Source organism: Streptomyces sp. NPDC086519, from assembly GCF_040686075.1.
GTDB lineage: Bacteria > Actinomycetota > Actinomycetes > Streptomycetales > Streptomycetaceae > Streptomyces > Streptomyces shenzhenensis.
This window is the reverse complement of the sequence record NZ_JBFBJL010000042.1, coordinates 43,541-57,346: the sequence shown is the minus strand read 5'-3', so window position 1 is coordinate 57,346 and position 13,806 is coordinate 43,541. Positions and strand designations below refer to the sequence as shown.

General features: G+C 71.8%; 11 protein-coding genes. 2 read left to right on the top strand and 9 right to left on the bottom strand.

Annotated elements, in window-relative coordinates; genetic code table 11:
• Positions 1 to 6: 6 nt before the first annotated feature.
• The 5 genes from AB0P24_RS32105 to hrcA all read right to left on the bottom strand — a co-directional run bounded on the left by AB0P24_RS32105 (position 7) and on the right by hrcA (position 5,386).
• The gene (locus AB0P24_RS32105; RefSeq protein WP_365800153.1) at positions 7 to 588 is read right to left on the bottom strand and encodes a hypothetical protein; all 582 of its coding nucleotides are present in this window, start codon (positions 586 to 588) and stop codon (positions 7 to 9) included.
• 470 nt (positions 589 to 1,058) lie between these two features.
• Positions 1,059 to 1,817, bottom strand: coding sequence for a 16S rRNA (uracil(1498)-N(3))-methyltransferase (locus AB0P24_RS32100; protein WP_365800151.1), 759 nt, complete (start codon positions 1,815 to 1,817; stop codon positions 1,059 to 1,061).
• The gene (locus tag AB0P24_RS32095) at positions 1,814 to 2,896 is read right to left on the bottom strand and encodes a nitronate monooxygenase (RefSeq protein ID WP_365800149.1); all 1,083 of its coding nucleotides are present in this window, start codon (positions 2,894 to 2,896) and stop codon (positions 1,814 to 1,816) included. The genes AB0P24_RS32100 and AB0P24_RS32095 overlap by 4 nt, the downstream gene beginning before the upstream one ends.
• Positions 2,897 to 3,232: 336 nt before the next feature.
• Complete coding sequence (dnaJ, locus tag AB0P24_RS32090) at positions 3,233 to 4,369, bottom strand: molecular chaperone DnaJ (RefSeq protein WP_365800147.1); 1,137 nt, start codon at positions 4,367 to 4,369, stop codon at positions 3,233 to 3,235.
• A complete protein-coding gene (hrcA, locus tag AB0P24_RS32085; RefSeq protein ID WP_181807191.1) occupies positions 4,370 to 5,386 on the bottom strand; it encodes a heat-inducible transcriptional repressor HrcA in 1,017 nt (338 codons plus the stop codon). It abuts the gene before it with no gap.
• A 189-nt stretch (positions 5,387 to 5,575) separates the two neighbouring features.
• Between hrcA and AB0P24_RS32080 the strand changes: the two genes are divergently transcribed.
• Positions 5,576 to 6,298 (top strand): MBL fold metallo-hydrolase, encoded by a 723-nt coding sequence (locus AB0P24_RS32080; RefSeq protein ID WP_365800145.1) that lies wholly within the window; start codon positions 5,576 to 5,578, stop codon positions 6,296 to 6,298.
• A 34-nt stretch (positions 6,299 to 6,332) separates the two neighbouring features.
• Positions 6,333 to 7,148: a DUF3097 domain-containing protein gene (locus tag AB0P24_RS32075; RefSeq protein WP_365800143.1), complete on the top strand. Its 816-nt coding sequence runs from the start codon at positions 6,333 to 6,335 to the stop codon at positions 7,146 to 7,148.
• Here AB0P24_RS32075 and AB0P24_RS32070 read toward each other — a convergent pair.
• The 4 genes from AB0P24_RS32070 to AB0P24_RS32055 form a co-directional block, all read right to left on the bottom strand.
• Entirely contained in the window at positions 7,126 to 7,704 is a 579-nt protein-coding gene (locus AB0P24_RS32070) for a Uma2 family endonuclease (protein WP_365800141.1), read from the bottom strand. The genes AB0P24_RS32075 and AB0P24_RS32070 overlap by 23 nt on opposite strands.
• A gap of 103 nt (positions 7,705 to 7,807) precedes the next feature.
• A complete protein-coding gene (hemW, locus tag AB0P24_RS32065) occupies positions 7,808 to 9,040 on the bottom strand; it encodes a radical SAM family heme chaperone HemW (RefSeq protein WP_365800139.1) in 1,233 nt (410 codons plus the stop codon).
• 138 nt (positions 9,041 to 9,178) lie between these two features.
• A complete protein-coding gene (locus AB0P24_RS32060) occupies positions 9,179 to 11,194 on the bottom strand; it encodes a SpoIIE family protein phosphatase (protein WP_365800137.1) in 2,016 nt (671 codons plus the stop codon).
• Positions 11,195 to 11,801: 607 nt separating this feature from the next.
• Positions 11,802 to 13,676 (bottom strand): AMP-dependent synthetase/ligase, encoded by a 1,875-nt coding sequence (locus AB0P24_RS32055; RefSeq protein ID WP_365800135.1) that lies wholly within the window; start codon positions 13,674 to 13,676, stop codon positions 11,802 to 11,804.
• Positions 13,677 to 13,806 lie beyond the last annotated feature (130 nt).

Genomic DNA, 13,806 nt, shown 5'->3' with positions numbered 1-13,806 from the left:
TTTCGATCACTTGCCCTGCGCCGGCCAGCACGTGGGGTCTCCCTGGCACCAGATGGTCTTCGTGACGGTCACGGTGGGGCCGGGCTGCTGCCCGTAGGTGGGCGGCCGGTAGGTGCGGTACGTCGGTCCGGGCGTGGCGTCGCAGTTGCCCAGTCCGGTCACCCGGAACCACTCCTTGCCGCCGACCTTGGCCACGAGGTTCCCGCGCACACAGGCCCCGCTGACGGCCTTGGTCACCCTGCCGGTGACGGTGATGCTGCGGCCGTCCTTGGTCCGGCCCTTGCAGTCGACGGAGACGACGGTGGTCTCGGTGGCCGACGGCGTCTTCGTGCCGTTCGAGCCGTTCAACCCGTTCGACCCGTTCGCGCCCTTCGTGTCCTTCGTAGCCTTCGTGGACTTCGTGACCCTCGCCGAGGAGCCCGACGAGCCGTAGTTGCCGGTACAGGTGAGCCAACTGACGTCGACGTGCTGGCGTGCCAGCTCGGCGGTGGCGGTCCGGTCGGTGGTGTAGGCGACCGTCGCGGTGTTCAGGCCGCTCGGCTGACACGCCGCCACACCACCCACGGCGATGACCGCGAGCCCTGCCACGGCCGCCGCCCTGGTCCCGCGCGGCCGGCCCCAAATCAGCCTCAATGCCCCCATGGAGGGCAGCCTGCCACCGTCCCGCCCGTGGCGGTAGGGGACATACGGCCACTCACGTGTTCGGAGAGGTCCCCCGTGCCGGCGGCCCGCCCCTCGGGTCTCCTCAGGTGCGCAGCGGCAGCCGCTCCCGCAGCTCCACCGGGTTGCCCCCGGGGTCCTTGAGAGGGGCGGCCCCTGCCCGCCGGAGACCGTCACCGGCAGGCAGCAGGGGCACCACCACGGGTTCCTGCTCCGCAGGCCCTCGCCGTTTCCCACGGGGAGCCGGTCTTGCAGGACCTCCGCCGGCCTGACTTCCCGCCCGTCCGGCGGTAGTTCCTTTTGAATGAGGCAACCGCAGCGGCGCGGCTGGGTCAATCCGGCGAGTTCCACCAGCAGTTCCCCCGCTCAGGGAGCAGGCCTCACACACGCGGCCGACGTCAGGACCACCGGCCGGTACGGCCGAGCAGCAGCGCCGCGGCCGCCGTTCCGGCGGTCGATGTCCGCATCACGGTGGGCCCCAGCGTGTACGCCTTCGCACCCGCCTCCTCGAACAGCGCCACCTCGTCCCGGGCGATGCCCCCTTCGGGCCCGACGACCAGCACGATCTCCCCCTCGGCGGGCAGCCGGGCGCCGGCCAGCGGCTCGCTGCCGTGTTCGAAGTCGGAGTGCAGCACGGCGGCGAGGTCGGCTTTGGCGAGAAGCGTCGCAACCTGTCTGGTGCTCACCGCGTCGCCCACCTCCGGGAACCGCACCCGGCGGGACTGCTTGCCGGCCTCGCGGGCGGTGGCGCGCCACTTGGCCAGCGACTTCAGACCCCGCTCGCCCCTCCACTGGGTGATGCAGCGGGCGGCCTGCCAGGGCACGATCACGTCGACGCCGACCTCGGTCATGGTCTCCACGGCGACCTCCCCGCGGTCCCCCTTGGGAAGGGCCTGCACCACGGTGATCCGGGGCTGCGGCGCAGGCTCCTCGTGGACGCTCTCCAGATCCGCCACCACCAGCCGGTCCTTGCCCTCGGCGGCCCGCACGACCCCCTCCGCCCAGCGCCCGCGCCCGTCGGTGAGGACGACGCCCTCACCGGGCCGCAGCCGCTTCACGGAGACGGCGTGCCGCCCCTCGGGGCCGTCCAGGACGACCTCGCCACCCAAGGAGCCGGGCACCACCAGCGGATCGAGCACGAACACAGGAGCAGTCATCCCCGCTCGCCCTCCCCCTTGGTCGACAACGCTGTCGACGCCACGGCGAGTTCCTCGGCGAGGACCTCGACCAGTTGCCCGGCGGCCAGCCCACGGGCCATCCGGTGCCCCTGCCCGGCCCACAGGGCCATGCCCTGCGCGTCCCCGGCCTTGGCGGCGGCCTTGCGCAGCGGGGAGGTGAGGTGGTGGACCTCCGGGTAGGCGGCGGGCGCGTACGGGCCGTGTTCGCGCATGAACCGGTTGACCAGGCCGCGGGCGGGCCGCCCGGAGAACGCCCGGGTCAGCGCGGTCCTCGTGAACAGCGGGTCGGTGAGCGCCCGCTTGTGCAGGCCGGGGGCGCCGGATTCCGGGGCGGCCAGGAAGGCCGTCCCCAGCTGCGCGGCGCTCGCCCCCGCCGCCAGCACGGCCGCGATCTGGCTGCCGCGCATGAGTCCGCCGGCGGCGACGACCGGGATCGCCACGGCCTCCCGTACCTGGGCGACCAGCGACAGCAGCCCGATCCCGGACCCGTCGTTCTCCGGTACGTCCCGGTGGGTGCCCTGGTGTCCGCCGGCCTCCACGCCCTGTGCGATCACCGCGTCGGCCCCGGCCCGCTCCACGGCGAGGGCCTCCTCGACGGTGGTGGCGGTGACCAGCGTGAGCGTCCCGGCGCGCCGCAGGGAGTCCAGCACCTCCCGCGTCGGCACCCCGAAGTGGAACGAGGCCACGGCCACCGGATTGTCCAACAGCACGGCCAGCTTGGCCTCGTACCCGTCGTCGCGGCCACTGTCCGGGTCGCCGAGTTCGGTGTCGTACCAGGCGGCCTCACCGGCCAGCTGATGCGCGTAGACCTCCACGGCCCCGGACTCGGCGAAATCCGGCTGCGGCATGAAGAGGTTCACGCCGAAGGGACGCCCGGTGAGCCCTCGCAGTTGCTTGATCTCCTGGTACATCCCGTCGGCGGTCTTGTACCCGGCGGCGAGGAACCCCAGCCCGCCCGCCTCGGACACGGCGGCGGCGAGCTGCGGGACGGAGATCCCGCCCGCCATGGGGGCCTGCACGATCGGAATGGGGAAGAGATCGGTCAGTGCGGAGGACATGACGGCATGTTGTCACGTCCTTTGGACAAGACCGAATCGGGCCGCCCCTTTGGCACATGCCAGAAATCTCCCCACGCCGGACCTCGCCGGAGGGGGGACCTTGCCTCCCGACCGACCGGGTCGCGGGGCGGGGCCTCGCTCTCTCGAGCGACCGAATACCAGGAGTGGCCAGGCTTCCCGGCCGACCGGGTCGCGGGGCGGCCTTGCTCTCTCCAGCGACCGAGTCGGGTGGTGGGTGGGCGAAGGTCCCGGGGGTCCAGGGGGCGGAGCCCCCTGGCGGGGTCGAAGGGGCGGGGCCCCTTCACGTTCACGGCACGCCCCGCCGGGGGCACCCGCTCAACGCCCGTTGAACGCGTCCTTCAGCCGACTGAACAACCCTTGCTGACCGGGCTGGAACTGCCCCTGCGGCCGCTCCTCCCCGCGCAGCTTCGCCAGCTCCCGCAACAGCCGCTCCTGCTCAGGGTCCAGCTTCGTCGGCGTCGTCACCTCGACGTGCACGATCAGGTCACCCCGGCCCCCGCCCCGCAGATGCGTGACCCCGCGCCCGTGCATCGGAATCGACTGCCCGGACTGCGTGCCGGGCCGGATGTCGACCTCCTCCAGCCCGTCCAGCGTCTCCAGCGGCACCTTCGTACCGAGCGACGCGGCCGTCATCGGAATCGTCACCGTGCAGTGCAGGTCGTCCCCGCGCCGCTGGAACGTGGAGTGCGGCAGCTCGTGGATCTCGACGTACAGGTCACCGGCGGGACCGCCGCCCGGCCCGACCTCGCCCTCACCGGCGAGCTGGATCCGCGTGCCGTTGTCGACACCGGCCGGGATCTTCACGGTCAGCGTCCGCCGCGACCGCACCCGCCCGTCACCGGCGCACTCGGGGCACGGCGTCGGCACGACGGTCCCGAACCCCTGGCACTGCGGGCAGGGCCGGGAGGTCATGACCTGGCCGAGGAAGGACCGCGTCACCTGCGAGACCTCACCACGGCCCCGGCACATGTCACACGTCTGGGCGGAGGTGCCCGGCGCCGCGCCCTCACCGTTGCAGGTGTTGCAGACGATCGCCGTGTCGACCTGGATGTCCTTGGTCGTACCGAAGGCCGCCTCGTCGAGCTCGACCTCGATCCGGATCATCGCGTCCTGGCCGCGCCGCGTACGCGACCTCGGCCCGCGCTGGGACGCCGTACCGAAGAACGCGTCCATGATGTCCGAGAAGTTCCCGAACCCACCGGCCCCGAAGCCCCCGGCCCCCGCGCCGCCGCTCTGCGAGAGCGGATCCCCGCCGAGGTCGTAGACCTGCTTCTTCTGCGGGTCGGAGAGCACCTCGTAGGCGGCGTTGATCTCCTTGAACCGCTCCTGGGTCTTCGGATCGGGGTTGACGTCCGGGTGCAGCTCGCGCGCGAGCCGACGGAAGGCCTTCTTGATCTCTTCCTGCGACGCGTCGCGGCGCACGCCGAGAACGGCGTAGTAGTCCGTGGCCACTTACGACTCCGCCAGGATCTGTCCGACGTACCGTGCCACCGCTCGTACCGCTCCCATCGTTCCCGGGTAATCCATGCGGGTCGGTCCGACCACGCCGAGTTTGGCGACTGCCTCGCCGCCCGAACCGTAGCCGACCGACACCACGGACGTGGAGTTGAGTCCCTCGTAGGCGTTCTCGTGACCGATGCGTACGGTCATGCCCGAATCCCCCGCCTCGCCCAGGAGTTTGAGGAGGACGACGTGCTCCTCCAGGGCCTCCAGGACGGGCCGGATGGTGAGGGGAAAGTCATGTCCGAAGCGGGTGAGATTGGCGGTGCCGCCGATCATCAGCCGCTCCTCGTTCTCCTCGACGAGCGTCTCCAGCAGGGTGGAGAGCACCGCCGAGACAGCGCCGCGGTCCTCGACCTCGAAGGCCTCCGGCAGGTCCTCCACCAGCCGGGGCACGTCCGCGAACCGGCGCCCCGCGACCCTGCTGTTCAGCCGGGCCCGCAGATCCGCCAGAGACGTTTCCCCGAAGGGTGCCGGGCAGTCGACCATCCGCTGCTCGACCCGCCCGGTGTCGGTGATCAGCACCAGCATCAGCCGGGCCGGGGCCAGCGCGAGCAGTTCCACATGGCGCACGGTCGACCGCGTCAGCGACGGATACTGCACGACCGCCACCTGCCGCGTCAGCTGGGCCAGCAGCCGCACGGTCCGCGCCACCACGTCGTCGAGATCGACGGCGCCGTCGAGGAAGTTCTGGATGGCCCGCCGCTCGGGCGCGCTCATCGGTTTGACGCCGGCCAGCTTGTCGACGAACAGCCGGTAGCCCTTGTCGGTGGGGATCCGCCCCGCGCTGGTGTGCGGCTGGGCGATGTATCCCTCGTCCTCCAGGGCGGCCATGTCGTTGCGCACGGTCGCCGGGGAGACCCCGAGGTTGTGCCGTTCGGTCAGCGCCTTCGACCCGACCGGTTCCTCGGTGCCGACGTAGTCCTGGACGATGGCGCGCAATACCTGAAGCCTGCGTTCACTCAGCATCCGGCGCCACACCTCCAGCAAGTCGCCCCGCGGCCTTTCGGGTCCTTCGGGTCCTTCGAACCTTTCGGGTCTTTCGTCTGGCACTCTGTGAGCGCGAGTGCCAGCGTCCCCGGCCCAGTGTACGGCCGTGGGGTACTGACTGGGCAAGGTCGGTCGGGACTCACGGCGTTCTACGGCTAGCGTCGCGGCATGACGGTGACTTGGGAAGAGCTGGGCTGGGAGCGGGTGGCCGACGGGGTCGGGCGGTGCCGGCTGCCGGGCTGGGACTGCACGGCGGGTCTGGTGCTCGGCGCGGGCACGGCCCTGATGGTGGACGCCGGGTCGAGCCTGGCGGAGGGCGCTCGATTGCGGGTGGAGGCACAGGCACTGGCCGACCACCGTGTGACTCATCTCGCTCTCACCCACCCCCACTTCGACCACGTCTTCGGGGCGGCCGCCTTCGCGGGCGCGGACCTGTACGCGGCGGTGGGCGCGGAGGCCGTCTTCGCGTACGAGCGCGAGGAGCTCCGCCTGGACGCGGTCCGGGAGGGCCTGCCCGCCCCGGAGGCCGAGGAGGCGGCCGACGCCCTCCCCCTCCCGCGCCACCTGGTCTCCGGCGAGTGGACCCTCGACCTGGGCGACGGCCGCCAGGCCCTGCTGGCCAACGTGGGCCCCGGCCACACCCCCCACGACCTCGCCGTCCTGGTCCCCGGCGACCCGGAGGTGGTGTTCTGCGGCGACCTGGTGGAGGAGTCCGGCGACCCGCAGGCCGGCCCGGACGCCGTACCGTCCCGGTGGCCCGCGGCCCTGGACCGCCTGCTCTCGCTGGGCGGCGAGCACGCCTTGTACGTACCCGGTCACGGAGCGGTGGTCGACGCGGCGTTCGTACGGGCCCAGCGCGACGCCCTGGCGGCCCGTTTCGGCGTGTCGTAGGCGCGCCACTCCGGCTTCTCCTATCGTCATCCGAATGCGCCAGTACTCCGCCGACCTGACCCCGCCGTGGAAGAAGCCGAAGCCGGTGCCCGAGGTGGCCGCCGAGCCCGGTCTGGTGGTGGAGGAGCCCGGTACCGGTTTCTGCGGCGCGGTGATCCGGTGCGAGGCGGGCACGGTCACCCTGGAGGACCGCTTCGGCAAGCACCGCGTCTTCCCGCTGGAGCCGCGCGGCTTCCTCCTGGAGGGCCGGGTGGTCACCCTCGTACGCCCCACGTCCGGGGGACCGGCACGCCCCTCCCGTACCGCTTCCGGCTCGGTCGCCGTCCCCGGCGCACGCGCGCGTGTCGCCCGCGCGGGCCGCATCTACGTGGAGGGCCGCCACGACGCGGAACTGGTCGAGAGGGTTTGGGGCGACGACCTGCGCATCGAGGGCGTGGTGGTGGAGTACCTGGAGGGCGTCGACGACCTCCCCGCCATCGTGGCCGAGTTCGCCCCCGGCCCCGACGCCCGACTGGGCGTCCTCGTCGACCATCTGCTCCCCGGCACCAAGGAGTGGCGCATCGCGCAGTCGGTCACCAGCGACCACGCCCTGGTCGTCGGCCACCCGTACATCGACATCTGGGAGGCGGTGAAGCCGTCGTCCCTGGGCATCGAGGCGTGGCCGCGCGTCCCGCACGGCCAGGACTGGAAGACGGGCGTGTGCCGGGCCCTCGGCTGGCCCACGGACAACACGGGCGCGGTATGGCAGGCGATCCTCGCGCGCGTGGGCTCCTACAAGGACCTGGAACCGGAACTGCTGGGGCGGGTGGAGGAACTGATCGACTTCGTCACGGGTAGCGGTGGGGCCTGACGCCGGGGAAGGTTCCGAAGTCGCTCGTGTCCAGTTCGGCTCCGAGAACTTCCAGCATCACCGGGTCCCCGAACTTGGTGATCTGTTGCGTCAGATAGTTCGCGTCCTCGCCTTGGCCCTCAGGCCTGGTCAGCAGGACACACTGCGCCATGATCGGGTCGAGAATGAGATATGCAGGCACCTTGCCCGCCGCATAAATCGACCTTTTGACCACATAATCCTGATGAACACTGGACTTGGAGACGACCTCAACAACCATGGTGACCAGCTGGGACGGCAGCAACCGTCCCGAGTCGGGAAGCAGGCCCCGCTCGACGACCACCAGGTCCGGCACCGGTTCGCTGGCCTCATTCAGGATGTCGACGTCCTGAGTCTGAAGGCGGGACCATCGCGATCGCGGAATCTGATCCTGCACATCAGCGACGATCATGTTGTGCACGATGTCAGGGCTGGCCATCATCACGACCACCCCCCGGAGAAGCTCGACTTTGACGCCCTCGGGAGGCTCGAACTCCTCGAAGAACTTCGTGATCCCGCGCTCGTCCACAGCGGTCATCTCCGTGACCCTCCGGTTTCTGCCGCCGTCAACTGCGGCAGCAGCCTACGAACCAGGTTAGGGACCGAACCCGCGTTCCGGGCCGATTCACCAGCCAGAGTGATCAGTCCACCAGATCCCGGACCACCGCGTCCGCCAGCAACCGCCCCCGCAGCGTCAGCACCGCCCGCCCCTCGTCGTACGGACCCTCCTCCAGCAGCCCCTCCCCCAGCGCCCGCCGCGAGGCCTTCAGCCCCTCCTCCTTCAGCAGGGCCAGCGGCACCCCCTCCCGCAGCCGCAGCTCCAGCAGGATCCGCTCCACCCGCCGGTCCTCGTCCGACAGGATCTCGCGCCCGGCCCCCGGCGACCGCCCCGACGCCAGCGCCGCCGCGTACGCCCCCGGATGCTTGACGTTCCACCAGCGCACCCCGCCCACGTGCGAGTGCGCCCCCGGCCCGGCGCCCCACCAGTCCGCGCCCCGCCAGTACAGCTCGTTGTGCAGACAGCGGCCCGCCTCCGAGGTGGCCCAGTTGGACACCTCGTACCAGTCGAAGCCCGCCCCCGCCAGCACCGAGTCGGCGATCAGGTAGCGGTCGGCGTGGACGTCGTCGTCGGTCATCGGGACCTCGCCGCGGCGGATCCGACGGGCCAGCCCGGTGCCCTCCTCGACGATCAGCGCATACGCCGACACATGGTCGGGCCCGGCTCCGATCGCCGCGTCCAGGGAGGCCCGCCAGTCGTCGTCCGACTCGCCCGGGGTGCCGTAGATCAGGTCGAGGTTCACGTGCTCGAAGCCGGCCGCGCGGGCCTCCGCCACGCACGCCTCGGGGCGCCCGGGGGTGTGGGTGCGGTCGAGGACCCGCAGCACGTGCTGCCGCGCGCTCTGCATGCCGAAGGAGATCCGGTTGAAGCCGCCCTCCCGCAGAGCCGCCAGATAGGCCGGGTCGACGGACTCCGGGTTCGCCTCCGTCGTGACCTCCGCGTCGGCGGCGAGCCCGAACTCGTCGCGGATCGCGTGCAGCATCCGTACGAGATCGGCGGCGGCCAGCAGCGTCGGCGTACCGCCCCCGACGAACACGGTCCGCACCTCGCGCGGATCGTCGCCCAGGACCTTCCTCGCCAGCCTGACCTCGTCGGTCAACGTGTCCGCGTAGTTGTCGCGGGAGGCGAGGACACCGCCGGTGCCGCGCAGCTCGGTCGCCGTGTAGGTGTTGAAGTCGCAGTAGCCGCAGCGGGTCGCGCAGTAGGGGACGTGCAGGTAGAACCCGAGGGGGCGGGCGGCGGCACCGGCGAGCGCGGACGCGGGGAGCGCGCCGTCGCCGGGGACGGGCTCGCCGTCGGGGAGTGCGGAAGGCATGTCCTCCATTGTCCCGCACCGCGCTGTCCACTCCGCGCCGCTCACCCCCCTCGCTGTCCACTCGCGCGGTTCACCCTCTCCCTGCTCACCCCATCTGCTCCCCCCTCTGCTCCCCCTCTCCGCTCACCTCCGCGCCGCTCACTCCGCCTGGAGCACCAGCAGCGCCAGATCGTCCTCCGGCTGCCCGCCGCCGAACTCGTGGACGAGCCGGCTGATCCGTTCGGCGATCAGCTCGGCGCTCAGCCCCGCACAGCCGGCCAGCGCCCGCGCGAGCCCGTCGCCGTCGTCGAACTGGGCGGAGCCGGAGCGCCGTTCGGTGACCCCGTCGGTCACGCACAGCAGGCTGGCGCCGGGCGTCAGCTCGATGGTCTCGCTGGTGTACGTCTCGTCCTCCACGACCCCGAGGAGGGTCTGCGGGCGGGCGGCGGTGCGGACCTCGCCGTCAGGGCCGAGCAGCAGCGGCAGCGGGTGCCCGGCGGAGGCGAGGGTGCAGCGGACGCCGCCGCCGTCGAGGGGGGTGAGTTCCCCGTAGAGGAGGGAGAGGAAACGGGTCTGCGGGCCGTCGCCGGGCGGCATGGGGCGGCCGCCGCCGGCGACCAGGGCGCGGGCGGCTGCGTCGGCGGCCTCGGTGGCGTCGTCGAGGAGGAGCTGGTTGAGCCGGTCGAGGACGTCGGCGACCCGGTACCCCTCGCGGGCCAGGAGCCGCAGCCAGGGCCGGGCGAGACCGATGACGACGGCGGCCTCGGGCCCCTTGCCCTGGACGTCGCCGACGGCGAAGCACCAGCGGCCGTCGCCGGCCGGAAAGAGGTCGTAGAAGTCGCCGCTGGGGCCGCCCTTGTCACAGGGTTCGTAGACGAGCGCGCTGCGCACGCCCGGGATCTCCGCGACCGCGCCGGGCAGCAGCCCGCGCTGGAGGACGGCGCTGATGGTGGCCTGGCGGGCGTACTGGCGGGCCGCGCCGATGGCGAGGGCGACCCGGCGGCCGAAGTCCTCCACGAGGCCGGTGATCTCGTCGGGGATGCCGTCCGGGCCGGACCGTCCGATGACGAGCGTGCCGAGCGGGCGGCCGCCCGCGATCAGCCGGTAGGCGAGCGCCGCGCCGAGGGCGCCCTGCGGGCCGAGCGCCGCGCCGGGCCAGGGATACGGCTCGGGCCCGGACCGTAACCCGTCGCGCGCGCCCGGCGGGTCCTTCTCCAGGGCGTGGCGCAGTTCCTCGATGCGGTTCTCGCTGCCGTGCCAGACCCGGGCCAGCCGCGGGCCGCCCGCACCGGCCGGGTCGCCCCAGCCGCCACCGCGGCCGGTCGCCTCGTCCTCCAGCCACACCGCGCACCAGTCGGCGAGCCGCGGCACGATCAGCTGGCCGGTGAGCGCGGCCACCAGGTTCTCGTCGAGCTGCCCGGCGAGCAGGTCGGAGGCCTCGGCGAGGAAGGACAGCGCACCCCGGTTGAGCCAGTCCCGGTCGCGCTCGGGGCGATGCGAGCATCCCCCGCCCTCCGCGGCGGCCGAGTCCGCGTGCGGGGACGGTTCCGCGCGTGAGGACGGTTCCGCGTGCGGGGACGGTTCCGCGTGCGGGGACGAGGACGTGGGCGGCTCGGGCGCGAGGATCTCGGCGACCTTCAGCTGCTGCTCGTCGGGAAGCGTGCCGCCCCGGCCGGCCAGCCGCGCCCACACCGACTTCGCGCCGGTGCGGTATGTCACCCCCCAGGACTCCGCGAGCGAGGCGACCAGACGCAGCCCCCGCCCGAACTCCGGTGTCTCGTACGGCGCCTCGCCCGCGTGGTCGCGAGGCGCGCGGGAGGGATGGTGGTCGGTGACCGCGACGAGGAACGCCGTCTCCGTCCCCTCCTCCAGCCACCAGTCCACCTCGATGTCCGTCCCGGCGTGCACGACGGCGTTGGTGACGAGTTCGCTGACGACGACCAAGGCGTCCTCGGCGACCCGCTGCCGCTCCGGGCGGAGGAGTCCGCAGGCGGCCCACTCGTCGAGTGAGGCACGCACCAGGACGCGGGCGGAACCGGCCGCCAGGGCGTTTCCAGGCAGGGACGCGCTCCCCTGCGCGCGCGGGCCCGCGGTGTCGGACGCGGGCGCCGCGTCGCGCGCAGGCACCTCACAGACCCGGGAGACGGTCTCCCGTTGCGTGGATATGGCCCCCATGTCCAGCTCCCCGAGCAGTTCGGACGAATACATCCCGATCGATGCGGACAGGGTGACAGACTGACTGCGCCCATAAGCACCGAGTTACCGAAGTGGGCCGCCATGAGTGAGAACAGTGCTACGCGCGCGCTCGAAGACGGACAGAAACCGCAACAACTCCGAGCATCCGAAACGCACCCCCGCTCGCCGCGATGACCGCCGCCCGCGACAGGGGCTCCCCTGAAGCCCCGGAGACCGGAATCGGAACCGGGACCGGGACCGGCGGGATCTATAAACCGCGGCATTCACCTCGACACCGAGGTACGGCGCGTGAAACGGGGGCTGGTGCGCCATAGCCGCCTGACCGAACGGCCGTCGGCGGGACGGCCGACGGGCCGATCGTACGGGCACGCACCGGCGTGCCCGGCACGGCGGACTACCTGACGAAGGCTTCGCCCCCTGGACGCCGCGGGCAAAGGCCTCTCGGCGTAGCAATGCTAAGAAAAGAAGCTGGGGAACCAGGGCGACTGCTAAGCAGAGCTGAGCCGCCCAACAAAAAAAGAGGCGCGGGGAACTGCGCGACAAGCCACGCCGAACCGGCGGCCGCCACGCAGTCCCCCGCCCTCCGCTAGCCTTCGCGCGTCCCCGCGTACATCTCATCGATGAGGTGCTTGTACTCCCGCTCCACGACCGGCCTCTTCAGCTTCAGGCTCGGCGTGATCTCCCCGTGCTCCACATCGAGATCCCGGGGCAGCAGCCGGAACTTCTTGATGGTCTGCCAGCGCTGCAGCCCCTCGTTGAGCTGCTTGACGTACCCGTCGACCATCGCCACGGTCGCCGGGGCGGCCACCACCTCGGCGTAGGACCTGCCGTCCAGGCCGTTCTCCTTGGCCCACTCCAGGATCGCGGCCTCGTCGAGGGCGATCAGCGCGGTGCAGAAGTTCCGGTCGGCGCCGTGCACGAGGATGTTGGAGACGTAGGGGCAGACCGCCTTGAACTGTCCCTCGACCTCGGCGGGCGCGATGTACTTGCCGCCGGACGTCTTGATGAGGTCCTTCTTGCGGTCGGTGATGCGCAGATAGCCGTCGGGAGACAGTTCGCCGATGTCACCGGTGTGGAACCAGCCGTCGGCCTCCAGCACCTCCGCCGTCTTCTCGGGCAGCCCGTGGTAGCCCTGCATGATGCCGGGGCCGCGGAGCAGGATCTCCCCGTCGTCGGCGATCCGCACCTCGCAGCCGGGCAGCGGCTTGCCGACCGTGCCGGTGCGGTAGGCCTCGCCGGGGTTCACGAAGGACGCGGCGGAGGACTCGGTGAGGCCGTAGCCCTCCAGGATGTGCACACCGGCACCGGCGAAGAAGTAGCCGATCTCGGGCGCCAGCGCGGCCGACCCGGAGACGCAGGCCCGCAGCCGCCCGCCGAACGCCTCCCGCAGCTTGGAGTAGACGAGGCCGTCGGCGACCTTGTGCTTGGCGGCGAGCCCGAAGGGCGCGGTCGCGGCGCCGGTGCGCCGGAAGTTGTCCTGGGTGACCTTGGCGTACTCGCGGGCGACGTCGGCCGCCCACTGGAAGATCTTGTACTTGGCGGCGCCGCCCGCTCGGGCCTTCGCGGCGACACCGTTGTAGACCTTCTCGAAGATGCGCGGCACGGCGGCCATGTAGGTCGGCTGCACGACCGGCAGATTCTCGATGATCTTGTCGACGCGGCCGTCGACGGCGGTGACGTGACCGACCTCGATCTGACCGGAGGTGAGCACCTTGCCGAAGACGTGGGCAAGCGGCAGCCACAGGTACTGCACGTCCTCGCCGCTGATCAGCCCGGTCGCGGCGATCGCCTTCGCCATGTACGACCAGTTGTCCTGCGGCAGCCGTACGCCCTTGGGGCGGCCGGTGGTACCGGAGGTGTAGATGAGGGTGGCGAGCTGATCCTTGGTGATCGCGCCGACCCGCTCCTTGATCAGCTGGGGGTGCTTCTCCAGGTACCTGGCGCCGCGCTGCTCCAGTTCGGCGAGGGTGATCACCCAGTCGCCGGTCTCGACGCCGGCCGGGTCGATGACGACGACCTGGGTGAGCTCCGGCAGTTCGGCTCGCTTCTCGACGGCCTTGGCGAGCTGGGCCGCGTCCTCCGCGATCAGCACGCGGCTCGCGGAGTCGGAGAGGATGAACGCCGACTCGTCGGCGTTGGTCTGCGGGTAGACGGTCGTGGTGGCCGCGCCGGCGCACAGGATGCCGAGGTCGGCCAGGATCCACTCCACCCGGGTGGAGGAGGCGAGGGCGACCCGCTGCTCGGGCTCGATGCCGAGTTCGATGAGGCCGGCGGCGATCGCGTAGACCCGCTCGGCGGCCTGCGCCCAGCTGAGCGACTTCCAGTCGTCGGGGCCCTGGCCGGAGGCCGCGGGTACCGGGTAGCGGTAGGCCTCGGCGTCCGGTGTGGCCGCCACGCGATCCAGGAAGAGGGCCGCCACGGACGGCGGTCGGTTCTCGATCAGTGTCTGTGTGTCGGTCACGACATCCTCCGGCGCCCGCGACGGTGCGGCTGGCTCAGTGCGGCTGGGGTTGACTCACGGTGGGGTTCGCGCTTGTTTAACTCGCGAGTAACTATCGAGCAGGGATCAGAGTAAGCCGCGACCGGGCTGT